The following is a 23026-nucleotide window of genomic DNA, read 5'->3' on the forward strand; positions in this document are numbered from 1 at the left end:
TCTCCTCCCCCTCGTCCCCCGCGTCCCCCTCCGGGCCGACGGCTGTCTCGCCACCCGGGCCCTGAGCTGTGCCTTCCGCCCCCTCGAGCTCCCACTCCACGTCGACCCACCCGTCGGCAGCCGCCTCCGGGGCCCCCGCCCCCTGCGGGCTCGCGCCCGGCGGCGGGGCGTCGGCCGGGAGGAGGATGCGCAGCAGTTCCAGGCGGTCGGCGAGCCCCAGCGGCACCCGGCGCCAGAACCACGGGCCGAACTCGGCGAGGCCGCCCAGCGTGCGCGCGGCCTCGCTGTCGAAGCCGCCGACGGCGAGCGAGCGGGCGGTGACGCGCTCGGCGAGCAGGCGCAGCACGCCGAGATAGGGCGTGGCGTCGGGGACGCGCAGCAGGGTCTCGCCGAGGAGGTGGGCGGCCCACCAGGAGGGGTCGCCGAGGGGGCGGCTGCCGCCCTCCTCCTTGGCCTCGGCGGCCTGGGCCCGCTGGGAGAGCGTCTCCACCGCGTGGACGAGCGCGCTCAGCCGGCGGGAGAGCTCGGTGGGCCCGGACCGGCGGGCCAGCAGGAGCATCGCCTGGAGCACCGGCCCGATGCGGTGCCGGGGCACCGGCAGGGGCCGGGGCGGCTCGGCCGGGGCGACGCCGCGTTTGCGGCGGCGGGCCGCGCCGGCGCGCGCGGCGCTACCGGAACCGGGCGGCGGCGGGACGTGGCCCTCGGGCGCGGGCATGGGCCCGCCGCCGGCGCGCGAGGGCAGGCGGACGGCGGCCTCGGCGGGCGGACCCTCCGGTTCGTACCAGCGGTGGACCAGCGCGTGCAGCGCGGCGTCGAGGTCGAGGTGGGTGCCCTGCAGCCAGTCGGCGAACTCCTCGTGGGCGAAGCGGTAGCCGGAGCCGGCCGGTACGAGCAGGCCCTCGGTCAGGACGGCGGAGGCCCAGCCGGTGCGCCAGGGGAAGAGCTCCTCGAAGGACTCCCGTTCCAGTTCACCCTGTCCCGGACCCAGGCAGCGGCGGGCGGCCTCGTGGACCTGTCCGGCCACCCGCGCGGCCAGCCGCTTCACCGCCGCGCCGCGCAGCGGCGGGCGGCGCGCGGCGGCCAGCCGGACGGCGATGCGCAGGCAGATCAGGTCGAGGTGGGCGGCGAAGACGCCCCAGCGGTCGGGGGCCGCCTCGCCGGTGCCTCCGGCGCCCTCGGTGCCGTCCGGGAGCGCGGCGCGGACCTCGGCGAGCAGCCGCAGGGCGAGCGGGTGGCCGGCGTCGGCGGGGTCGATGGCGTCCGGGGGGATGCCGTAGGAGGCGCGGACCTCGGCGGCCTGGCCGGGGCTGAGCAGGGGCAGCCGGGAGCAGGGCGGGAGGGCGCGCGGGCCCTGGGCCGGGGGCAGCAGGCCGTAGTGCGCGCCGGTGTGGAGGGCGTGCGCCGGGAAGAGCGCGCCGGCGGTCTCCCAGTGCTCGGGGCGGCAGGCGACGATCAGCCGGGTGGCGTTGGCCTCCAGCCACGCGCTGGTGGCGGTGGTCCAGGCGGGCAGCGCGTGGGCGAGGACGGGCGGCATCTCCTCGGGCCCGTCGAGGAGGACGAGCAGGGGGCGGCCCATCCGGCGGGCGAGCTCGGCGACGGCCTCGGGTGTGGCGGCGGCGGTGTCGCCGACGGTGCCGCCGGGGCCCGCCGAGGCGGTGACGATCCGCCCAGCGGCGGTCAGGGCGCGCGCGAGGGCGTCCCGGACGCTCTCGTCCCCCACGCGCAGGTCCGCTCCCCGCAGCCAGAGGGTGGGCGCGGGCTCGGCGCCGCGCGCCCGGCGCCCGGCCAGCGCGCCGAGCTCGGTGGTGCGGCCCGTGCCCGGGTCGCCGACCAGGCCGAGGACGTAGGCGCGGCGGTGCGGGTCGTCGGGCTCGGTGTCGAGGAAGTCGAGGAAGCGGGCGAACTCCCGCTCGGTCTCGGGGCGCTCCACGGGGTCGCGCCACACGCGCGGGGTGACGACCGAGCCCAGGGCGGTGGCGGTGAGCTGCAGGGCGCCCGCGAGGTTGAGGTCGGGGCCGAAGGCCGGGACGCTGGCGGAGTTGCGGTGCAGCAGCTGGGCCAGCGGCCCGTCGGGGGCGGCCGTCGCGGCGGCACGCAGCGGGATCGCGAAGCCGGCGGCCCGCCGGTCGGCCTGCAGCGCGGTACCGAGGACGGCGATCACCGCCCCGCTGCCGGCGTCGAACACGGGACCGCCCGTGGCCTCCTCGCCCAGGCGCAGCCCGGCGCGCTCGGACAGCGAGAGCTCCAGCGCGGCCCCGAGCAGGTGGAAGCGGTCGGTGGCGGTGTAGGTGACCGGGACGTCGCCGACGATGCGGGCGTTGTGCCAGCGGCCGGCGCGCATCCGGACGTCCTTGCCGCCCTCGACTCGCTCGGCCGCGGCGACCGGCAGCGGGGGCACGCACAGGCCCTCGGTACGCACCAGGGCCAGGTCGTACTCGGGCAGGGGTGTGACGTCCTCGGCGGCGACGACGCAGGTCAGGTCGCCGTGGGCGTGCAGGACCAGGCGGGCGAGGCCGTCGACCGCCTCGTGGCTGGTGATCAGTGTGCCGCGGTCGTCGGCGAGGAATCCCGTGCCCCGCGCGCGACCGGCGAGGTCGCGGATGCGTACCAGCGACTCTTCGGCATCGGTCCGCCGACCGTTCATCCCGTCGAACCTCCCGGCGTGCTCGTCTGCACGACGGTAGGCAGCGGATGATCGGCGAAACCAGATCACATCCTGAACGCGCCCCCTTCCACCCCCCTGGTTCACTCCGAGCGCCTGCCCGTTGGGGTGAATCATCTGCCCCGGATGGATAGAGACCAGGGGGAGGGGGATCGTGGGGCGGGGAGCGCACGGAATGACGCGTTCCCCGTCCCACGGTGTGCGGCGCCCCGGAGAGTGACGCCGCGATGCCGCTGGGCAAAGCCGACTCCGGGCGAAGCCGGCTCCGGGCCGAGACGACTCCGGGCCGAATCGGCTCCGGGCCGAGACGACGCCCGGCCGAAACGGCTCTAGGCGAAGACCGCCAGGCTCTTGGCCTTGCCGCCCTGGTTCTCCACCAGCACCAGGAAGCGGCCGTCGGGGCCGAAGACCGCGATCGGGCCGGTGGTGTCGAACGCCGGGACCTTGATCCGGACGCCGTTGGAGAGCAGGCGCGCCTGCTCCTCGTTCACGTTCCAGCGCTGGAACGCGGCCTCGGCCGCCTCGGCGACGGGCATCACCGTCAGCTCCTCCTGGAGCTGGTCCAGCGTGTGGGCGTCACCGATCCCGTACGGGCCGACCCGGGTGCGCCGCAGCGCCGTCAGGTGGCCGCCGACGCCGGTGTCCGAGCCCAGGTCGCGGGCCAGGGCCCGGACGTAGGTGCCGGACGAGCAGACGACGGAGACCAGCAGGTCCTGCACCGGAGTGCCGTCCGCCGCCTCGGCGGGGTGGACGGCGTGCACGGTGAAGGAGGAGACCGTCACCGGCCGGGCGGGGATCTCGAAGTCCTCGCCCTCGCGCGCCCGCTTGTACGAGCGCACGCCGTCGATCTTGATCGCGCTGACCTTGGACGGCACCTGCATGATCGCGCCGGTCAGCTTGGCGACCCCGGCGTCGATCGCCTCGCGCGTGACCCCGGAGGCGTCGGTGGAGGAGGTGATCTCCCCCTCCGCGTCGTCCGTCACCGTGGTCTGCCCGAGGCGGATGGTCGCCACGTACTCCTTCTCGGTCAGCGCGAGGTGGCCGAGGAGTTTGGTGGCGCGCTCGACACCCAGGACGAGCACGCCCGTCGCCATGGGGTCGAGCGTCCCCGCGTGGCCGACGCGGCGGGTGCGGGCGATGCCCCGCATCTTCGCCACGACGTCGTGCGAGGTGAAGCCGGCCGGCTTGTCCACGACGATCAGGCCGTCCGGACCGCTGTACTTCTGCTTCATTCGCCGGCCGCGCCCGTGTTCTCGTCGTTCTCGTCGCCGCTGCCCGGCTTGCGGTAGGGGTCGGCCTCGCCCGCGTACGTGGCGCCCGAGGACGCCTGGCGCACCTGGGCGTCCGAGGCCCGTGCCCGGTCGAGGAGGTCCTCGATGGTCCGGGCGGTCTCCGGCAGGGCGTCCGCGACGAACGTCAGCGTCGGCGTGAACTTGGTGCCCGCGGCACGGCCGACCTCGGAGCGCAGGATGCCCTTGGCGCTCTCCAGCCCGGCCGCGGCGCTGGCCCGCTCCTCGTCGTCGCCGTAGACCGTGTAGAAGACCGTGGCCTCCCGCAGGTCACCGGTGACCCGGGTGTCCGTGATGGTCACGTGCGAGCCGAGCCGCGGGTCCTTGATGCCGCGCTGCAGCTTCTGGGCGATGACCTCGCGGATGAGGTCCGCCAGTTTCTTCGCCCGCGCGTTGTCGGCCACTGGTCCGTCTCCTTCTCGTTTTCCTTCATTGTGCGTTCGGCGCTTCGACGGCACTCAGTCGTCATGGTCGCCGTGGTACCGCCGTCGGACCGACAGCAGCTCCACTTCAGGACGTGCGGCGACCCAGCGCTCGCAGCGGTCCAGCAGTTCGGTGAGGTGCCCCGCGTCCCCGGAGACCGCCGCCACGCCGATCGTGGCCCGGCGGTAGAGGTCCTGGTCGCCGACCTCCGCCACGCTCACCGCGTACTTGCGGTGCAGCTCGGCGACGATCGGACGGACGACGGAGCGCTTCTCCTTCAGCGACCGTACGTCGCCGAGGAGGAGGTCGAAGGACAGTGTCCCTGCGTACATGCGTGACGGGTGAGGCCCACCCGGGAGGCGTGAGGTTTTCGGGTACCCGTGGTGCACGGGCTCTTCGCACCGTACACGCAACGGCCGGGGCCGATCGACGGAAATTACTCCGCCGACCGGCCCCGGTGACGCTATGCGGTTCAGCCGCGCGGCTTCTCGCGCATCTCGTACGTCGCGATGACGTCGTCGATCTTGATGTCGTTGAAGTTTCCGAGGTTGATACCACCCTCGAAGCCCTCGCGGATCTCGGTGACGTCGTCCTTGAAGCGACGCAGACCGACGATGGTGAGGTCCTCGGCCACGACCTTGCCGTCGCGGATGAGGCGCGCCTTGGTGTTGCGCTTGACCTCGCCGGAGCGGATGAGGACACCCGCGATGTTGCCCAGCTTGGACGAGCGGAAGATCTCGCGGATCTCCGCCGTACCGAGCTCGACCTCTTCGTACTCCGGCTTCAGCATGCCCTTGAGGGCCGCCTCGATCTCCTCGATCGCCTGGTAGATGACCGAGTAGTACCGGACGTCGACGCCCTCGCGCTCGGCCATCTGCGTGGCACGGCCCTCGGCGCGGACGTTGAAGCCGATGACGATCGCGTCGGAGCCGGACGCCAGGTTGATGTCGGACTCGGTGACCGCACCCACGCCGCGGTGCAGCACGCGGATGTCGACCTCCTCGCCCACATCGAGCTGGAGCAGCGAGGACTCGAGAGCCTCGACCGAACCGGACGCGTCGCCCTTGATGATGAGGTTGAGCTGCTGGATCTCGCCGGCCTTGAGCACCTTGTCGAGGTCCTCGAGGGACACCCGGCGGGTGCGCTTGGCGAAGGCGGCGTTGCGCTCGCGCGCCGCGCGCTTCTCGGCGATCTGGCGGGCCGTGCGGTCCTCGTCGACGACGAGGAAGTTGTCGCCGGCGCCCGGGACGTTGGTCAGACCGAGGACGAGGACCGGGGTCGACGGACCCGCCTCCTCCACGTTCTGGCCCTTGTCGTCGAGCATCGCGCGGACACGGCCGTACGCGTCACCGGCGACCATCGTGTCGCCGACGCGGAGGGTACCGCGCTGGACGAGGACGGTGGCCACGGCGCCGCGACCGCGGTCGAGGTGGGCCTCGATCGCGATGCCCTGCGCGTCCTGCTCCGCGTTGGCGCGCAGGTCGAGCGCGGCGTCGGCGGTCAGGACGACGGCCTCGAGCAGCTTGTCGATGTTCAGACCCTGCTTGGCGGAGATGTCGACGAACATCGTGTCGCCGCCGTACTCCTCGGCCACCAGGCCGAACTCGGTCAGCTGACCGCGCACCTTGGTCGGGTCCGCGCCCTCGACGTCGATCTTGTTGACCGCGACCACGATCGGCACGTCGGCCGCCTTGGCGTGGTTCAGGGCCTCGACCGTCTGCGGCATGACACCGTCGTTGGCCGCCACCACGAGGATCGCGATGTCGGTCGACTTCGCACCACGGGCACGCATGGCGGTGAACGCCTCGTGACCCGGGGTGTCGATGAAGGTGATCCTGCGGTCCTCTTCGTTGACCTCGGTCGTCACCTGGTAGGCACCGATGTGCTGGGTGATGCCACCGGCCTCGCCCGCGACCACGTTGGTCTTGCGGATCGCGTCGAGGAGTCGGGTCTTACCGTGGTCGACGTGACCCATGACGGTCACGACCGGCGGACGCGCGACGAGCATCTCCTCGCCGCCCTCGTTCTCGCCGAACTCGATGTCGAAGGACTCGAGCAGCTCACGGTCCTCCTCCTCGGGGCTGACGATCTGAACCGTGTAGTTCATCTCGTCGCCGAGGAGCTGCAGCGTCTCGTCGGAGACGGACTGCGTGGCCGTGACCATCTCGCCGAGGTTCATCATCACGGCGACGAGCGACGCCGGGTTGGCGCCGATCTTCTCCGCGAAGTCGGTGAGGGAGGCACCGCGCGACAGGCGAATGGTCTCGCCGCCGCCGCGGGGCAGCATCACGCCGCCGACGGACGGGGCCTGCATGGCCTCGTACTCCTGGCGCCGCTGACGCTTGGACTTGCGGCCACGACGCGCCGGACCGCCGGGACGGCCGAAGGCGCCCTGCGTGCCACCACGGGCACCCGGACCGCCGGGACGGCCACCGAAGCCGGGACGGCCGCCACCGAAGCCGCCGCCACCGCCACCGGGGCCACCGCCACCGGGACGACCGGCGAAGCCGCCGCCACCACCCGGACGACCGCCGCCACCGGGACCGGCCGGACGGCCGGCGAAGCCGCCGCCGGGACGACCGGCGCCACCGGGACGACCGGCACCACCGGGACCGCGACCGCCGCCACCGGGGCCCGGACGCGGGCCGGCAGCCGGACGCTGCGGCATCATGCCCGGGTTCGGGCGGTTACCGGCGGGGGCGCCGCCGGGACGGGGCGCGCCACCGGGGGCACCCTGCGGACGGGGCATGCCGCCGGGGGTCGGACGCGGAGCGCCGCCCTGCGGACGCGGAGCGCCACCGGGACCGCCCTGCGGACGGGGACCGCCGGGGCCGGCCTGGCCGGGACGCGGCGCGCCGCCACCCGGACGGGGGGCCTGCGGACGGGCCATGCCCGTGGAGCCACCGGAGGTGAAGGGGTTGTTGCCCGGACGGGGACCGGCCGGACGGGCGCCACCGGGGCGCGGGGCACGCTCGCCGCCACCGGGGCGGGGGGCGCGCTCGGGACGGCCGCCGTCACGCTGGCCGGCGGGACCCGGACGGGCGCCACCGGGGCGCGGGGCACCGGGACGCGGCGCGGCGGGACGCTCCTGGGAGGGAGCGGCCGGGGCCGGGGCGGAGAACTCCGCCGCGGGCACCGGGGTGACCGGAGCCGGCTTGGCGGGAGCCGCCGGGCCGGGCTTCGGGCCGGGGCGCGGACCGGGCGTCGGCGCGGGGCCGGCAGCCGCGGGCTTGGGGGTGGGGGCCGCGGCCGGCTTGGGGGCCGGGGCGGCGGGACGGGGGGCCTGGGCGCCCGGAGTGGGGGCACCAGGCTTCGCGGGCGCTGCCTTGCGCGGCGCCGCGGGCTTCGCAGCGGACTTGCCGGCGTTGCCACCGGGCCCCTGCAATGCGTCAGTCAACTTGCGGACGACCGGCGCCTCGATCGTCGAGGACGCCGAACGGACGAATTCACCAAGTTCTTGGAGCTTGGCCATGACGACCTTGCTCTCCACTCCGAACTCCTTGGCGAGTTCGTATACCCGGACCTTAGCCACTTCGCTCCTTCTAGGTCCGGGTGTCCACCGGACCGTCGCTACTTCATGGGCGTACTCATCGCGTACTCATCGAGTGCTCATCGCAATCTCGACCTACTTCCAACTCGCGAGGTACCTGACCGCACGGAATTCCCGTGCCTTGGACATCCCCGCGAATGCGGGGCCGAACTCTTCTACTGCTCGATCCGCTCGATGTATCGGCGCAGCTCCGCGGTGTCGAGCGCCCCCTGGCTTTTGAAGGCCCGGGGGAACGCCCGGCGGCGTACCGCCAGATCGAGACAGACCAGTGTGGGATGCACGGAGGCACCCCGGCCGGGCAGCGTACCGCGAGGATCGGGAACACAGGAGTCCTCGATCACCACGGTCCGCAGCAGTTCGCCCTTGGCCGCTCGCTCCCGGCACCCCACACAGGTGCGTTCAGGGCATGCGCGGGCATGCGTCCGGCCAGACACTGGTTAAGTCTACCTCCCCGCGCCGACCTCACCCCTTCGGGGCACTGATCGCGCGCGTATGCGTTTCGGCCATGATCGGCCAGGATTCCGGGCCCTGGGCGGGCCCCGCACGGGGCGGCGCGGCTCGGATGGTCGTTTTACGGACCAATCCGGGCCGCTCGGGGAGGGCGCTCGCGCGCCCCCTGCCGCTCCCGTGCGCCTTTACTCGCCCTGCTGCTGCTCGGTGTCCGGGCGGATGTCGATCCGCCAGCCGGTCAGCCGGGCCGCGAGCCGGGCGTTCTGCCCCTCCTTGCCGATGGCGAGGGAGAGCTGGTAGTCGGGGACCGTCACCCGGGCGGAGCGGGCGGCGAGGTCCACGACCTCGACCTTGCTCACCCGCGCGGGGGACAGCGCGTGCGCCACGAGCTCCGCGGGGTCGTCCGACCAGTCGACGATGTCGATCTTCTCGCCGTGCAGCTCGGCCATGACCGCGCGCACCCGGCCGCCCATCGGGCCGATGCAGGCGCCCTTGGCGTTCAGGCCGGAACGGGTCGAACGCACCGCGATCTTGGTGCGGTGACCGGCCTCACGGGCGATGGCGGCGATCTCCACCGAGCCGTCCGCGATCTCCGGGACCTCCATGGCGAAGAGCTTCTTCACCAGGTTGGGGTGGGTCCGCGAGAGCGTCACGGACGGGCCGCGCACACCCTTCGCCACCCGCACGACGTACGTCCGCAGACGCGTGCCGTGCTTGTACTCCTCACCGGGCACCTGCTCCTGGACCGGCAGGATGGCTTCCAGCTTGCCGATGTCGACCAGGACGTTCTTGGGGTCCTTGCCCTGCTGCACGATGCCCGCGACGACGTCGCCCTCGCGGCCGGCGAACTCACCGAAAGTGATCTCGTCCTCGGCGTCGCGCAGACGCTGGAGGATGACCTGCTTCGCGGTGGTCGCGGCGATCCGGCCGAAACCGGACGGGGTGTCGTCGAACTCGCGCGGCTCCTCGCCCTCGGCGAGGTCCTGCGGGTCCTCCTTGGCCCACACCGTCACATGCCCGGTCGACCGGTCCAGCTCCACGCGGGCCCGGCGACGGCTTCCCTCGGTGCGGTGGTACGCGATGAGGAGGGCCGACTCGATCGCCTCGACCAGCAGGTCGAAGGAGATCTCCTTTTCCCGCACCAGACCCCGCAGGGCGCTCATGTCGATGTCCACGGCTACGCCTCCTCTTGAATCTCGTCTTGAATGTCGTCGTGAATGTCCGCGGCCTTTTCCGGCTCGTTTTCCTGCTGCACGGACTTGCGGTTGAACTCGATTTCCACGCGCGCCTTGGCGATCTCGCCGAAGGCCAGCCTGCGGGCGGTGGGCTTGCGGCCCTTGACGCCCGGAACCTCCAGGTCCACGCCCTCGTCGTCCACGGAGACGATCCGCGCGACGAGCTCGCCGCCCTCGGCCAGCTGTGCCTTGATCAGCCGGCCGGTGGCCCGGACGTAGTGCCGGTGCTGGGTCAGGGGGCGGTCCGCGCCCGGAGAGGTGACCTCGAGGACGTACGGGGTACCGCCCATGACGTCCGTCTCGTCGAGCTTCGCGGAGATGTCGCGGCTCAGGTCCGCGCAGGTGTCCAGCTGGACACCCTCGTCGGAGTCGACCACGATGCGCAGCACACGCCGCTTACCGGCCGGCGTCACCTCGACCTCTTCCAGGTCCAGCTCCCGCGCGCTCACGAGAGGGGCCAGCAGCTCGCGCAGCCGCTCGCTCTGGGTGGTGCTCATCCGGGTGACTCCTCGGCCGCGTGTGCTGTTGTGGGAAAGTCGCGTGTCAGGTCAAAGCCTATCTGTTCCGGCAGCCGACTGACGATTCGGTGCCCGGTCCACGGCCATCCGGCCGCGCGCCGGTACGCTCGCGTGCGGTGATCATGCCCGGACGACGCGGAAAGAGGATCGTGCCGCTCACGACGACGACGCGGGCCACCGGCGGCCCGCGCAGACGCAGGGTACTGGCAGGGGCCGCGGCGGCCCTCATGGCCGGTGGCGCCGCCGCGCTGCTGGGCGGCTGCTCGGCCGGGGACGCGGGAGCGGACGAACGTTCCTCCGCCGCCGAACGGCTGCGCCGGAACGCCGCACGGGACGCGGCCGGGCTGCTCGAGCGCTACGACGCGACGATCGCCGCCCACGCGCCGCTGGCCGGGCGGCTGCGGCCGCTGCGGGCCGAAGTGGCCCGGCACGCCGAGGCGTTCGGCACGGACCCGGCCGCCTCACCGTCCCCCTCACCCTCTCGTTCGGCTTCTGCATCGCCCTCACCCGAACGGCCGAAGGTGCCCGGCGACGAGGACGCGGCGCTCGCCGCGCTCGCCGCCGCCGAGCGCCGCGCGGCCGGTGCCCGTACCGCCGACCTCGCCTCCGCTCCCCCCGAACTCGCCCGGCTGCTCGCCTCCGTGGCGGCCGCCGGCGCGGCGCACGCCTATCTGCTCACCGGAGGTGACTCATGACGGCGTCCCCCGGCTCCGGCACGAAGAGCACGACCGTCGCGGCCGCGCAGGCCGCCCTCGCGGCGGAACACGCCGCCGTGTACGGCTACGGCGTCGTCGGCGGGCGTGTCGAGGAGGACCGTGCCGCCGAGGCCCGCGAGGCGTACCAGGCGCACCGCGCCCGACGGGACGTCATGATCCGTGCGGTGCGCGACCTGGGCGCCGAGCCGGAGGCGGCCGCGGCCGCCTACACGCTGCCGTTCCCGGTGACCGACGGCGCGTCGGCGGTGCGGCTCGCGGCCGAGCTCGAGCGGCGGCTGTCGGCCGTGTACGCCGACCTGGTGCGGGCCTCCACCGGCGCGCTGCGCGGCGAGGCGGCGACCGGACTGCGCGAAGCGGCGGTGCGGGCGGTGCGCTGGAGCGGCGGCAGCGTAGCCTTCCCTGGGCTCGGCGAACGGGCCTGACCAGCGAAGGCGCCCCACCGGCGGACGACGAAAGGGACAGCTCAGGGATGGCCACTGCTCATGACAGCCTCGAACCGCCGCAGCGGCTGGTTCGGACCCTGAGCTCGGACCCCGCCTACGGCGAAGCGGCGCACCGCTGGCTGGCGGAACTGCAGCACACCGCGCGGGAGTGCCTGGCCCGCTGGGAGCTGACACCCGAACGGGTGCAGACGCCCGGCGGCCGCACCAGCATGGTGGTCCTCGTCCGGCGCCCGGACGGCACTCCCGCCGCCCTCAAGCTCTGCCTGCCCGACGGCTCGGCCGCCCTCGAGCACGCCGCGCTCGCCCACTGGGACGGCCGCAGTGCCGTGCGCGCGCTGGACGTGGACGCCCCGGCCGGGGCGCTGCTGCTGGAGCGACTGCACGGCGACGTCAGCCTGCGCTCGCTGGCGGAGGCCAAGGCTCAACTGGAGGCCGCTGCCACACTGCAGCGGCTGTGGGTGCCGCCACCGGCCGACGGGCATCCGTTCCCGACCGTTACCGACCACACGACCGCGTCGGCCCGGGTATTGCGCGAGTACCGCGAGCAGCCCTGGGCGGCCGACGCGCGGGCCCTGCTCGACGAGGCGCTCGAACTCCAGGGCGCCCTGGTGGCCGAGCCCCCCGCCGGGGAGCCGGCCGTGCTGCTGCACGGCGAGTACCACCAGGGCAACGTCCTGGCGGCCGACCGGTCGCCCTGGCTGGCCGTCGCGCCGCGCCCGCTGGTCGGCGAGCGGGCCTACGACCTCGCCTGGCTGGTGCGCGACCGGCTCGACACGCTGCTGGCCTCGCCGGGCGCGGCGGCCGCCGCGCGCCGGCGGGTGTCGAAGCTGGCGGAGTCGCTGGACGTGGACGCCGAGCGGCTGCGCGGCTGGACGCTCTTCCGCACCGCGCTGGCCGGGGCGCACCAGCTGTCGCTGGGCGCGCGGGGGCAGGGCGAACTGCTGCTGGAGTTCGCCGGGTTGCTCTAGGGCGTGTCCGATGGGTCGGTGCGGGTCCTGCGGCGTCTGGTGCGGTGCATCGCAAGGCGGAGCATTACTCGCGTACTGGGCGTACTCGGGTGATGCGACAACGCGGCGAGGTGCCGTGCCAGGCGTCGCAGGGCCCGTGCCGACCCATCGGACACGCCCTAGGGCGTGCCCTGTGAGGCGGCGCGCCCCGGGCGCGTCAACGGGCCGTCAGCCGGGCCACCGCCGCGTCCACCGTCAGCTCCTCCTTCTCCCCCGTCCGACGGTTCTTCAGCTCGACGACGCCCTCGCCGGCGCGCCGCCCGACGACGAGGATCGACGGCACCCCGATCAGCTCCGCGTCGGTGAACTTCACGCCGGGCGAGACGCCCGCCCGGTCGTCCAGCAGGACGCGGACCCCGGCCTCGGCGAGCCGGCCGGCGAGTTCGGCGGCGAGATCGGTCTGCAGGGCCTTGCCCGCGGCCACGAGGTGCACGTCCGCCGGGGCCACCTCGCGCGGCCAGCACAGGCCCGCCTCGTCGTGGGTCTGCTCGGCGAGGGCGGCGACGGCACGGGAGACGCCGATGCCGTACGAGCCCATGGTGACGCGGACGGGCTTGCCCTGGGGGCCGAGCACGTCGAGGGCGAAGGCGTCGGCGTACTTGCGGCCGAGCTGGAAGATATGGCCGATCTCGATGGCCCGGCCGATCTCCAGGCCGGCCCCGCAGCGGGGGCAGGGGTCGCCGGGCTCGACCACGACGACGTCGAGGTAGCGGCCCACGGTGAAGTCGCGGCCGCAGACCACGTTGCGGGCGTGCGTGTCCGGCTTGTTGGCGCCGGTGATCCAGGAGGTGCCGGGCGCCACGCGCGGGTCGGCGATGTAAGGGATGTCCAGTCCCTGCGGGCCGACGTAGCCACGGACGAGCTCGGGGCGGCCGGTGAAGTCGTCGGCCGTCACCAGCTCCACCACGGCGGGCGCCAGGTGCTCCCCCAGCTTGCCCAGGTCCACCTCGCGGTCGCCGGGCACGCCGACGGCCGTGATCTTGCCGTCGACCTTGACGAGCAGGTTCTTCAGCGTGGCGGACGCGGGCACGCCCAGGTGCTCGGCGAGGGTCTCGATGGTGGGGGTGTCCGGGGTGTCCAGCTCCTCCACCGGGCCGTGGCCCGAGGGGTCGGCGGGGGCCACGACCGTCGTCACCGCCTCGGTGTTGGCGGCGTAGTCGCACGCCGGGCAGTCGACGAAGGTGTCCTCGCCGGCCTGTGCCGGTGCCAGGAACTCCTCGGACGCCGAGCCGCCCATCGCGCCCGAGACGGCGGAGACGACGCGGTGGTCCAGGCCCAGGCGTTCGAAGATCCGCCGGTAGGCGGCGCGGTGCAGCCGGTAGGACTCGGCCAGGCCCTCGTCCGTGGTGTCGAAGGAGTAGGAGTCCTTCATCTGGAACTCGCGGCCGCGCAGCACGCCCGAGCGGGGGCGGGCCTCGTCCCGGTACTTGGTCTGGATCTGATAGAGGATCACCGGCAGGTCCTTGTAGGACGTGCACTGGTCCTTGACGGTGAGGGTGAAGATCTCCTCGTGCGTGGGCCCGAGGAGGTAGTCGGCGCCCTTGCGGTCGCGGAGCCGGAAGAGCAGGTCCCCGTACTCCTCCCAGCGCCCGCTGGTCTCGTACGGCTCCTTGGGCAGCAGCGCGGGCAGCAGGACCTCCTGGCCGCCGATGGCGTCCATCTCCTCGCGCACCACGCGCGAGACGTTGTCGAGGACCTTCTTGCCGAGCGGCAGCCACGTCCACACCCCCGCCGAGGAGCGGCGGACGTAGCCGGCGCGGACCAGCAGCCGGTGGCTGGCGGTCTCGGCGTCGGCCGGGTCGTCGCGCAGTGTCTTGATCATCATCGTGGACATGCGCTGGACGTGGGCCATGACGGTCTCCTGCGGACGTGCGTAACTGCGGACGGGTGTGCGGGCGTGGTGCGATGGCCAGGAGACTAGCGGCAGCCGCTGACAGAGCGTAGCGATTTGTCAGTCGGGCAGCGGGAGCGGCGCCCCCATCACCGCGTAGGGCCGGGTGGCGCTGGGGAAGTGCACATTGCGGGCCAGGTCCCGGTATCCCAGCTTCCGGTAGAGGGCGCGGGCCGGGCTCTCCTTGTCGATGGCGGAGAGGATGGAGCGGGGCTCGTCGGCGGTGGCGGTGATGGCGGTGATCAGGGTCCGTCCGATCCGCCGGTTCTGATAGCCGGGGTGGACGTGCAGTTCGGTGATGACGAAGGAGTCGTCCAGCCAGCCGTCGTTGCCGTTCGCGCGCAGATACGGTTCGACCACCGTGGACCACCAGTGCGTACGGTCGTTGGGCATGCCGTAGACGAAGCCCACCAGCCGCCCCTCGGGCGTGGTGGCGCCCAGCGCCCGCGCCCCCGGGCACTCCAGGTGCCGCAGCACGATGTGGCGCCGCACGCCGATCTCCTCCGGGGTGAGCCCGAAGGCGACCGCCTGCACGGCCAGCGCCTCGTCCACCCGCGCGGCGAGGTCGAGCGGTCCGACCGCGATGTCATTCATGCGGGGAGGCTACCCGTACGTGCCATCGAAGGGCGCTCAGAACAGCACGCTCATGAACGCGCCGGTCTCCTCGAACCCCACCCGCCGGTAGGTGGCCCGCGCGGCGGTGTTGTAGTCGTTGACGTACAGGCTCACCAACGGGGAGACCTCGCTCAGGGCGTGCCGCAGGACGGCGGCCATGCCGGTCACCGACAGGCCGCGGCCGCGGTGTTCGGGGGCGACCCAGACGCCCTGGATCTGGCAGGCCCGGTCGGTGGCGGCGCCGATCTCGGCCTTGAAGACCACCCGGCCGTCCTCGATCCGGGCGAAGGAACGCCCGGAGCCGACGAGCTCGGCGACACGGGCCTGGTAGAGCAGGCCGCCGTCCCCGGCGAGCGGCGAGACGCCGACCTCCTCGGTGAACATGGCCACGCACGCCGGCATGATCACGTCCATCTCGTCCTTGCGGACGCGGCGCACGAGCGGGTCGGGCTCGATGCCGGCGGGCAGCGAGCGGGTGACCATCAGCGGCTGGTGGGCGCGGACCTCGCGGGCGGGGCCCCAGTGCGGCTCGAGGAGGGACCACAGCTCGGCGGTGGGCCCGGCCGGGCCGACGATGGAGGAGCAGCGGCGGCCGGAGCGGCGGGCGCGGTCCGCGAAGGCCCGTACGGCCTCCGGGCCGGCGCAGATGGGGACGAGGTTGGCGCCCGCGTAGCACAGCGACTCCAGGCGGCCGCCCGCGTACCAGCCCCACATCTCGCCGCCGAGCCGCCAGGGGTCGAGGCCGGCGACCTGGACGCGCGCGGCGACGAAGGCGTTGGCGACAGGGTCGCGGTCGAGGACGGCGAGGGCCGCGTCGAGGTCGCCGGGCTCCAGGACCCTGGTGGTGGTCGTCGTCAGCACGAGTGGGATTGCCTCACCGTCGCGGGCCGGGGGCCATGGGGGACTGGTCCTGGCACTGTACCTCTCCGCTGTGCGCGGGGGGCTCCCTCGTGCCGGGTGCGTGCTGGGTGCGAGTGCGGGTGCGTTGTGGGGCGGGGCCGGGGCGGTCTGGGCCGGGCCCTTCTGGGGCTGGATTATTTACGGCCTCTGGTTACGTGTTGAGCTCACCCGGCAGGTCGCCGCAAATAACCCTTACGCCCCTGCCAGGGCCCGTCCCAGCCCGCCCCGGCCCCTCCCGCCGCCTGTCAGCCGCGGGTTGTGGGCAGTCGTTCCGCTGGGCTGGGGGCACCTCCCAGCGGTAGCTGGGGGAGGGTGGGCACAACCCGACCACCGGCCCGCACCCGGAACTGGGCCTCAGGCACCGGGCCGCCGGTGGGGCCGGCCGTCCGTCGCCGGGTACCGGCTGGGTCAGCCCGCGACGCTTACAGAAGGCTCGCCGGAGGCGACGCCGTCCTTTTCCATCTGTTCGGCGATCTTCATGGCCTCTTCGATGAGGGTCTCCACGATCTTCGACTCGGGGACGGTCTTGATGACCTCGCCCTTGACGAAGATCTGGCCCTTGCCGTTGCCGGAGGCGACGCCCAGGTCGGCCTCGCGGGCCTCGCCGGGGCCGTTGACGACGCAGCCCATGACGGCCACGCGCAACGGCACCTCCATGCCCTCCAGGCCCGCCGTGACCTCCTCGGCCAGCTTGTAGACGTCGACCTGGGCGCGGCCGCAGGACGGGCAGGAGACGATCTCCAGCCGGCGCTGGCGGAGGTTGAGGGACTCCAGGATCTGGATGCCGACCTTGATCTCCTCGGCCGGCGGGGCGGAGAGGGAGACCCTGATGGTGTCGCCGATGCCCTCGGAGAGCAGCGCGCCGAAGGCGACGGCCGACTTGATGGTGCCCTGGAAGGCCGGGCCCGCCTCGGTGACGCCGAGGTGGAGGGGGTAGTCGCACTGGGCGGCCAGCTGCCGGTAGGCGTTGACCATCACGACGGGGTCGTTGTGCTTGACCGAGATCTTGATGTCCCGGAAGCCGTGCTCCTCGAAGAGGGAGGCCTCCCACAGGGCGGACTCGACGAGGGCCTCGGGGGTGGCCTTGCCGTACTTCTGCAGCAGGCGGCGGTCGAGGGAGCCGGCGTTGACGCCGATGCGGATCGGGGTGCCGGCGTCGCCGGCGGCCTTGGCGATCTCCTTGACCTTGTCGTCGAACTGCTTGATGTTGCCCGGGTTGACCCGGACCGCGGCGCAGCCGGCGTCGATGGCGGCGAAGACGTACTTCGGCTGGAAGTGGATGTCCGCGATTACGGGGATCTGGGACTTCTTCGCGATGATCGGCAGGGCATCGGCGTCGTCCTGGGTCGGGCAGGCGACGCGCACGATCTGGCAGCCGGATGCGGTGAGCTCGGCGATCTGCTGCAGCGTCGCGCCGATGTCCGAGGTGCGCGTGGTCGTCATGGACTGCACCGAGACCGGCGCGTCGCCGCCGACGGCCACGGACCCGACCTGGATCTTGCGGCTGACCCTGCGGTCGGCGAGCTTGGTCGGAACGGAAGGCATTCCAAGCGAAATCGCAGTCATCTGGCGAGCAACCCCAAGGTCTTAAATCATGGTCCCGAGATCGGCGGGCTCCGGTCTCCGAGGTTACGGCAAGCGATCCACCCGAAGCACATCACGGCCTGAACACCACCCAAACACAGACGGCCGGGCACAAAGCGTGCCCGGCCGTCACAATCGGATGCCGCTCAGGTGATGCGCACCGGGTTGACCACGTCCGCGATGAGCACCAGCAGGGTGAAGCAGACGAAGATCCCCGCCACCACGTAGGCGACCGGCATCAGCTTGGCGACGTCGAACGGGCCCGGGTCGGGGCGCCGGAAGACCTTGGCGAAGGTCCGCCGGACCGACTCCCACAGGGCGCCGGCGATGTGCCCGCCGTCCAGCGGCAGCAGCGGCAGCATGTTGAACAGGAACAGCGAGAGGTTGAAGCCGGCGACCAGGAAGAGCATGGTCGCGATCTGCTGCGACGGCGGGATGTCGAGGTTGAAGACCTCGCCGCCGACGCGGGCGGCGCCGACGACGCCCATGGGCGAGTCGGGCTTGCGCTCACCGCCGTCGAAGGCCGCGTTCCACAGGTCGGGGACCTTGCCGGGCAGCGCGATCAGCGACTCCACGCCGGACTGCACCATGTCGCCCATACGGTCGACGGACTGTCCGAAGGACTGCTGGACGACGCCGGTGGCGGGGGTGAAGCCGAGGAAGCCGGCGGTGACGTACTCGCCCTTGATGGGGGCGCCCTTGCTGTCGTACTTCTGGACCTGGTTGGAGATCAGGTCCGCGTTGAGGGTCTTCTGCTCGCCGTCGCGCACGACCGTGATCGTCGCGGGGCCGGTGGTCCTGCGGATCTCCTTCTGGAGCGTCGTCCAGTCGGTGGCCTTGTGGCCGTTGAACGCGACGATCCGGTCCTTGGGCTGGAGGCCGGCCGCCTTGGCCGGGGAGTCCTTGGCGCCCGCCGGGCACTTGTCGGTGGCGGCGCTGGCGGAGACCACACAGTCCGAGACGGCCGAGACGGTGGTGGTCTGGGTGTTGATGCCGAACGACATCATCACGCCGAGGAAGACCGCGACCGCCAGGACCAGGTTCATGAACGGCCCGGCGAACATCACGATCACGCGCTTCCAGGGCTTGCGCGTGTAGAACATCCGGGTCTCGTCGCCGGGCCGCAGCTCCTCGTAGGCGGCCGAGCGGGCGTCCTCGATCATGCCGCGCCAGGGGGAGGTGGAGCGGGCGCTCACCTTCCCGTCCTCGCCGGGCGGGAACATGCCGATCATGCGGATGTAGCCGCCGAGCGGGATGGCCTTGATGCCGTACTCGGTCTCGCCCCGGGTGCGGGAGAACAGCGTCGGGCCGAAGCCGACCATGTACTGCGGCACCCGGATGCCGAACAGCTTGGCGGTGGAGAGGTGGCCCAGTTCGTGCCAGGCGATGGAGAAGAGCAGGCCCACCACGAAGACGACTATCCCGAGGATGGTCATCAGTGTCGTCATGCGCGGGCCTCCGAGGTCGCTTTCGCCGTACGGGCGCCCGTACGGGCCGCCAGTTCACGGGCCCGAGCGCGTGCCCAGGTCTCCGCTTGCAGGACGTCCGAGACGGTCAGGCGGGTTCCCGCGGCGGGGATGCCGTGTTCCGCGACCACCTCGGCGACGGTGTCCACGATCCCATTGAACGGCAGCTGTCCGCTCAGGAACGCGTCGACGCACTCCTCATTGGCGGCGTTGAAGACGGCGGGCGCGGTGCCGCCGAGGGTGCCGACGTGCCGGGCGAGGCCGACGGAGGGGAAGGCCTCGTCGTCGAGCGGGAAGAACTCCCAGGTGGAGGCCTTGGACCAGTCGAAGGCGGGGGCCGCGTCGGGCACCCGCTCGGGCCAGCCGAGGCCGATGGCGATGGGGCCGCGCATGTCCGGCGGGGTGGCCTGGGCGAGCGTGGAGCCGTCGGTGAATTCCACCATCGAGTGGACGTAGGACTGCGGGTGGACGACGACCTCGATGCGGTCGAAGGGGATGTCGTAGAGCAGGTGGGCCTCGATGACCTCCAGCCCCTTGTTGACCAGGGTGGCGGAGTTGATCGTGATCACCGGGCCCATGGACCAGGTGGGGTGGGCCAGGGCGTCCCGCGGGGTGACGGAGGACAGCTCCGCCTTGGTACGGCCGCGGAACGGGCCGCCGGAGGCGGTGACGACCAGCTTGCGGACCTCGGCGCGGGTGCCACCCAGCAGGGCCTGGAAGAGGGCCGCGTGCTCGGAGTCGACGGGGATGATCTGCCCCGGCTTGGCGACCGCCTTCACCAGCGGACCGCCGACGATCAGCGACTCCTTGTTGGCCAGGGCCAGCGTCCGGCCGGCCTCCAGGGCGGCGAGGGTGGGCGCCAGGCCGATGGAGCCGGTGATGCCGTTGAGGACCGTGTGGCACTGGCTGCGGGCCAACTCGGTGGCCGCGTCGGGCCCGGCCAGGATCTCCGGCAGCGGCTCGGTGCCGTAGCGCGCGGCCAGCGCCTCGCGCAGCGCCGGGGCCTTGTCCTCCTGCGCCACGGCGACCGTGCGCACCCGCAGCTGCCGTGCCTGCTCGGCGAGCAGCTCCACCCGGCCACCGGCGGCCGACAGGGCGGTCACCGTGAAGCGGTCGGGGTTGCGCAGCACGAGGTCGATGGCCTGGGTGCCGATCGAGCCGGTCGAGCCGAGGATCACGATCTCGCGCGGTCCCCCGCCGGCGGTGGCGGGGGCGGAGTAGCGCAGGTGCGGGTCAGCAAGGGAGTCCGTCATTCCCCCATTGTGGCCGCTGCGCCGCGGCCGCCCGACAGGGGCGTCCCGCGCGGCGGCCACGGGCGGGAGGGGTTCAGCGGATCGGGCGGTGGACGTTCTCGGCCTTGGAGGGGCCGGGGGTGGCGTCGGCGATCCAGGGTCCGTCGCCGCTGGGGTCGACGATGCCGCTCTCCAGCCACTCGTAGGAGCCGGACATCACGCCGGAGACGACCTTGCGGTCGAGGTCGTCGGTGTTGGTCCACAGCCGCCGGAAGAGCTCCTCGACGCGGATGCGGGACTGCCGGCAGAAGGCGTCGGCGAGCTGGTAGGCCTCGCTGCCGTGGTCGCCGCGGATGCGCAGGTGCTCGGCGCGCACGCAGGCGGCGCTCATGGCGAACAGCTCGGCGCCGATGTCGACGATGCGGCCGAGGAAGCCCTGCTTGGTCTCCATGCGGCCCTGCCAGCGGGACATGGCGTAGAAGGTGGAGCGGGCGAGCCTGCGGGAGGCGCGTTCGACGTAGCGCAGGTGGCCGGAGAGGTCGCGGTGGCCGGCCGGGTGGAACTCGGAGTAGGTGCGCGGCAACTGTCCGGGGCCCGCCATCAGCTTGGGCAGCCAGCGGGCGTAGAAGCCGCCGGCGCGGGCGCCTGCCCTGGCCTTGTCGCCGAGGGACTTGTCGGGGTCGATGAGGTCGCCGGCCACGGAGAGGTGGGCGTCGACCGCCTCGCGGGCGATGAGCAGGTGCATGATCTCGGTGGAGCCCTCGAAGATGCGGTTGATGCGCGAGTCGCGCAGCATCTGCTCGGCCGGTACCGCGCGCTCGCCGCGGGCGGCGAGGGAGGCCGCGCTCTCGTAGCCGCGGCCGCCGCGGATCTGGACCAGCTCGTCCGTCATCAGCCAGGCCATCTCGCTGGCGTAGAGCTTGGCGAGGGCGGCCTCGATGCGGATGTCGTTGCGGTCCTCGTCGGCCATCTGGCTGGAGAGGTCGAGGATCGCCTCCAGGGCGAAGGTGGTCGCGGCGATGAAGGAGATCTTCGAGCCGACGGCCTCGTGGCGGGCGATGGGCTTGCCCCACTGCTCGCGCGCGGTGGACCACTCGCGGGAGATCTTCAGGGCCCATTTGCCGCCGGAGACGCACATGGCGGGGATGGACAGCCGGCCGGTGTTGAGCGTGGTCAGCGCGATCTTCAGGCCGGCGCCCTCGGGCCCGATGCGGTTGGCGGCGGGCACGCGGACCTGGTGGAAGCGGGTGACGCCGTTCTCGATGCCGCGCAGGCCCATGAAGGCGTTGCGGTTCTCGACCGTGACGCCCTCGGCGGCCGCCTCGACGACGAAGGCGGTGATGCCGCCCTTGTGGCCCTCGCTCCGGGGGACCCGGGCCATCACGACGAGCAGGTCGGCGACGACGCCGTTGGTGGTCCACAGCTTGACGCCGTCGAGGACGTAGTCGTCGCCGTCGGGCACGGCGGTCGTGGCGAGGCGGGCGGGGTCGGAGCCGACGTCGGGCTCGGTGAGCAGGAAGGCGGTGATGTCGGTGCGCGCGCAGCGCGGCAGGAAGCGGTCCTTCTGCTCCTGGGTGCCGAAGAGCTTGAGCGGCTGGGGCACGCCGATGGACTGGTGGGCGGACAGCAGCGCGCCGACGACGGGGCTGGCGGAGCCGATGAGGGAGAGGGCCTTGTTGTAGTAGACCTGGGTGAGGCCGAGCCCGCCGTACTTGATGTCGATCTTCATGCCGAAGGCGCCGAGCTCCTTGAGCCCGTTGACCGTCTCGTCCGGGATCCTCGCCTCGCGCTCGATGCGGGCGCTGTCGATCCGGGTCTCGCAGAAGTCGCGCAGCTTGGCGAGGAACTCCTCGCCGCGCCGCACGTCGTCGGGCGCCGGGGTCGGGTGGGGGTGGAGCAGGTCCAGCCGGAACCGGCCGAGGAAGAGCTCCTTGGCGAAGCTGGGCTTGTGCCAGTCCTGCTGCCGGGCCGCTTCGGCGACCTGGCGCGCTTCGCGCTCGGAGACCGGCCGTACGGATGGTGCGGTCATGAGGCACCTCACCGTGTGAAGTCGGGGCGGTTGTCCCGGTCGACTACCGACCGGTGCTACTCGTCCGTATGTACCTACCCGATCCTTACGCCCTCTACCAGCCCCCGGGCAAGGGTTCGCGCTCTTGCGGCCGAGCCGGGCTCAGTGCTGTGCGCCGGGGGTGACCAGGCCGCTCTCGTAGGCGACGACGACGGCCTGGGCGCGGCTGCAGAGGTTGAGTTTGGTCATGGCGCGGTTGAGGTGGGTCTTGACGGTGGCCTCGCCGATGACGAGTTCGGCGGCGATCTCGGCGTTGGACAGGCCGCGCCCGGTCAGCCGCAGCACCTCCCGCTCGCGGCAGGTGAGCGTCCGCAGGCTGTCGGGCGGCGCGGCGGCGGGGACGTCCGGGCGCCGGGTGAAGGTCTCGACGAGGCGGCGGGTGACGCTGGGCGCGAAGAGGGCGTCCCCGCCCGCCACCGCGGCGACGGCGGCCAGCAGCCGCCGCGGGTCCACGTCCTTGAGCAGGAAGCCGGCGGCGCCCGCGCGCAGGGCGGCGTAGACGTACTCGTCGAGGTCGAAGGTGGTGAGCACCAGCACCCGGGGGGCCGGGCCGGACGCCTGGGCGAGGATGCGTTCGGTGGCGTCGATGCCGCTGAGGCCGGGCATGCGGATGTCCATCAGGACCACGTCGGGGCGGAGGTGGGCGGCCAGCGCGACGGCCTCCTCGCCGTCGGCGGCCTCGCCGACGACCGTCATGCCAGGGGCGGCCCGCAGCAGGGCGGCCACGCCCGCGCGGATGAGGATCTGGTCGTCGACGACCAGAACCCTGACGTCGGCGCCATCGCCGCCGCCGTCGCCGCCGTCACCCGGCCCGGCGGGCCCCCACTGCCCGGCCTCTTGCGTCATCGTCGCGGCCCCCTCCCCGGCACACCGGAGGAAACGTTTCCCCGGCGGACAGCAGTGCGCTCCGGCACCGTTACGGTGCCAGAGCGCACGCGTGCGCGATATTGTCGCGCGCGCCAATAGGCGGAGCCGGC

The 23026-nt window shown here is 72.9% G+C and carries 18 protein-coding genes and 1 pseudogene; 3 read left to right on the plus strand and 16 right to left on the minus strand.

Annotation, left to right across the window (positions count from 1 at the left end; all coding sequences use genetic code 11):
• Positions 1-316 precede the first annotated feature (316 nt).
• From ACIG36_RS30000 to rimP, 8 genes and pseudogenes are all read right to left on the minus strand, one after another.
• Positions 317-2644: pseudogene (locus tag ACIG36_RS30000) on the minus strand (trypsin-like peptidase domain-containing protein); the annotation flags it as partial.
• A gap of 347 nt (positions 2645-2991) precedes the next feature.
• Positions 2992-3894, minus strand: coding sequence for a tRNA pseudouridine(55) synthase TruB (gene truB, locus ACIG36_RS30005; RefSeq protein WP_399934591.1), 903 nt, complete (start codon positions 3892-3894; stop codon positions 2992-2994).
• Positions 3891-4355, minus strand: a complete 465-nt coding sequence (gene rbfA / locus ACIG36_RS30010; protein WP_399934594.1) for a 30S ribosome-binding factor RbfA — start codon at positions 4353-4355, stop codon at positions 3891-3893. Before rbfA ends, truB begins: the two co-directional genes overlap by 4 nt.
• A gap of 54 nt (positions 4356-4409) precedes the next feature.
• Positions 4410-4706 (minus strand): DUF503 domain-containing protein, encoded by a 297-nt coding sequence (locus tag ACIG36_RS30015; RefSeq protein WP_399934597.1) that lies wholly within the window; start codon positions 4704-4706, stop codon positions 4410-4412.
• Between the two features lie 140 nt (positions 4707-4846).
• The gene (gene infB / locus ACIG36_RS30020) at positions 4847-7906 is read right to left on the minus strand and encodes a translation initiation factor IF-2 (RefSeq protein WP_399934601.1); all 3060 of its coding nucleotides are present in this window, start codon (positions 7904-7906) and stop codon (positions 4847-4849) included.
• A gap of 173 nt (positions 7907-8079) precedes the next feature.
• Complete coding sequence (locus ACIG36_RS30025; RefSeq protein WP_399934603.1) at positions 8080-8358, minus strand: YlxR family protein; 279 nt, start codon at positions 8356-8358, stop codon at positions 8080-8082.
• A gap of 201 nt (positions 8359-8559) precedes the next feature.
• Positions 8560-9549 carry a transcription termination factor NusA gene (gene nusA / locus ACIG36_RS30030; RefSeq protein WP_399934605.1) on the minus strand — a complete coding sequence of 330 codons (990 nt, stop codon included), beginning with the start codon at positions 9547-9549 and terminating at the stop codon, positions 8560-8562.
• Positions 9550-9551: 2 nt separating this feature from the next.
• Positions 9552-10106: a ribosome maturation factor RimP gene (rimP, locus tag ACIG36_RS30035; RefSeq protein WP_399934608.1), complete on the minus strand. Its 555-nt coding sequence runs from the start codon at positions 10104-10106 to the stop codon at positions 9552-9554.
• Positions 10107-10276: 170 nt separating this feature from the next.
• Here rimP and ACIG36_RS30040 point away from each other — a divergent pair, with 170 nt between their 5' ends.
• From ACIG36_RS30040 to ACIG36_RS30050, 3 genes are read left to right on the plus strand one after another with little or no spacing between them, the layout of a single operon-like run.
• Positions 10277-10822, plus strand: coding sequence for a hypothetical protein (locus ACIG36_RS30040; protein WP_399934611.1), 546 nt, complete (start codon positions 10277-10279; stop codon positions 10820-10822).
• Entirely contained in the window at positions 10819-11265 is a 447-nt protein-coding gene (locus ACIG36_RS30045) for a ferritin-like domain-containing protein (RefSeq protein WP_399934613.1), read from the plus strand. Before ACIG36_RS30040 ends, ACIG36_RS30045 begins: the two co-directional genes overlap by 4 nt.
• A 47-nt stretch (positions 11266-11312) precedes the next feature.
• Entirely contained in the window at positions 11313-12254 is a 942-nt protein-coding gene (locus tag ACIG36_RS30050) for an aminoglycoside phosphotransferase family protein (RefSeq protein WP_399934616.1), read from the plus strand.
• 196 nt (positions 12255-12450) lie between these two features.
• On the opposite strand, the gene ACIG36_RS30055 is transcribed toward ACIG36_RS30050, so the two are convergent.
• The 8 genes from ACIG36_RS30055 to ACIG36_RS30090 form a co-directional block, all read right to left on the minus strand.
• Positions 12451-14145, minus strand: coding sequence for a proline--tRNA ligase (locus ACIG36_RS30055; protein ID WP_399934619.1), 1695 nt, complete (start codon positions 14143-14145; stop codon positions 12451-12453).
• 99 nt (positions 14146-14244) lie between these two features.
• Positions 14245-14778: a GNAT family N-acetyltransferase gene (locus ACIG36_RS30060; protein ID WP_399934622.1), complete on the minus strand. Its 534-nt coding sequence runs from the start codon at positions 14776-14778 to the stop codon at positions 14245-14247.
• Between the two features lie 36 nt (positions 14779-14814).
• A complete protein-coding gene (locus ACIG36_RS30065) occupies positions 14815-15660 on the minus strand; it encodes a GNAT family N-acetyltransferase (RefSeq protein WP_399934626.1) in 846 nt (281 codons plus the stop codon).
• A gap of 447 nt (positions 15661-16107) precedes the next feature.
• On the minus strand, positions 16108-17265 hold the full coding sequence (ispG, locus tag ACIG36_RS30070) for a flavodoxin-dependent (E)-4-hydroxy-3-methylbut-2-enyl-diphosphate synthase (RefSeq protein WP_399934629.1): 1158 nt from the start codon (positions 17263-17265) through the stop codon (positions 16108-16110).
• Positions 17266-17429: 164 nt separating this feature from the next.
• Positions 17430-18731: a M50 family metallopeptidase gene (locus tag ACIG36_RS30075; RefSeq protein WP_399934632.1), complete on the minus strand. Its 1302-nt coding sequence runs from the start codon at positions 18729-18731 to the stop codon at positions 17430-17432.
• The gene (gene dxr / locus ACIG36_RS30080; protein WP_399934635.1) at positions 18728-20002 is read right to left on the minus strand and encodes a 1-deoxy-D-xylulose-5-phosphate reductoisomerase; all 1275 of its coding nucleotides are present in this window, start codon (positions 20000-20002) and stop codon (positions 18728-18730) included. Before dxr ends, ACIG36_RS30075 begins: the two co-directional genes overlap by 4 nt.
• A gap of 73 nt (positions 20003-20075) precedes the next feature.
• Complete coding sequence (locus ACIG36_RS30085; RefSeq protein ID WP_399934638.1) at positions 20076-22010, minus strand: acyl-CoA dehydrogenase family protein; 1935 nt, start codon at positions 22008-22010, stop codon at positions 20076-20078.
• A 141-nt stretch (positions 22011-22151) separates the two neighbouring features.
• Positions 22152-22895 (minus strand): response regulator, encoded by a 744-nt coding sequence (locus ACIG36_RS30090; protein ID WP_399934641.1) that lies wholly within the window; start codon positions 22893-22895, stop codon positions 22152-22154.
• Between the last annotated feature and the right edge of the window lie 131 nt (positions 22896-23026).

The sequence above is a fragment of the Streptomyces sp. NPDC053048 genome (genome assembly GCF_044547045.1).
Taxonomy (GTDB): Bacteria; Actinomycetota; Actinomycetes; order Streptomycetales; family Streptomycetaceae; genus Streptomyces.

Coding starts and splice junctions, on each gene's coding strand:
- ACIG36_RS30055 (WP_399934619.1), bottom strand. CDS start 14,145: ATGGCCCACGTCCAGCGCATGTCCACGATGATGATCAAGACACTGCGC.
- rimP (WP_399934608.1), bottom strand. CDS start 10,106: ATGAGCACCACCCAGAGCGAGCGGCTGCGCGAGCTGCTGGCCCCTCTC.
- ACIG36_RS30045 (WP_399934613.1), top strand. CDS start 10,819: ATGACGGCGTCCCCCGGCTCCGGCACGAAGAGCACGACCGTCGCGGCC.
- ACIG36_RS30015 (WP_399934597.1), bottom strand. CDS start 4,706: ATGTACGCAGGGACACTGTCCTTCGACCTCCTCCTCGGCGACGTACGG.
- ispG (WP_399934629.1), bottom strand. CDS start 17,265: ATGACTGCGATTTCGCTTGGAATGCCTTCCGTTCCGACCAAGCTCGCC.
- truB (WP_399934591.1), bottom strand. CDS start 3,894: ATGAAGCAGAAGTACAGCGGTCCGGACGGCCTGATCGTCGTGGACAAG.
- dxr (WP_399934635.1), bottom strand. CDS start 20,002: ATGACGGACTCCCTTGCTGACCCGCACCTGCGCTACTCCGCCCCCGCC.
- ACIG36_RS30060 (WP_399934622.1), bottom strand. CDS start 14,778: ATGAATGACATCGCGGTCGGACCGCTCGACCTCGCCGCGCGGGTGGAC.
- ACIG36_RS30075 (WP_399934632.1), bottom strand. CDS start 18,731: ATGACGACACTGATGACCATCCTCGGGATAGTCGTCTTCGTGGTGGGC.
- ACIG36_RS30050 (WP_399934616.1), top strand. CDS start 11,313: ATGGCCACTGCTCATGACAGCCTCGAACCGCCGCAGCGGCTGGTTCGG.
- ACIG36_RS30085 (WP_399934638.1), bottom strand. CDS start 22,010: ATGACCGCACCATCCGTACGGCCGGTCTCCGAGCGCGAAGCGCGCCAG.
- ACIG36_RS30090 (WP_399934641.1), bottom strand. CDS start 22,895: ATGACGCAAGAGGCCGGGCAGTGGGGGCCCGCCGGGCCGGGTGACGGC.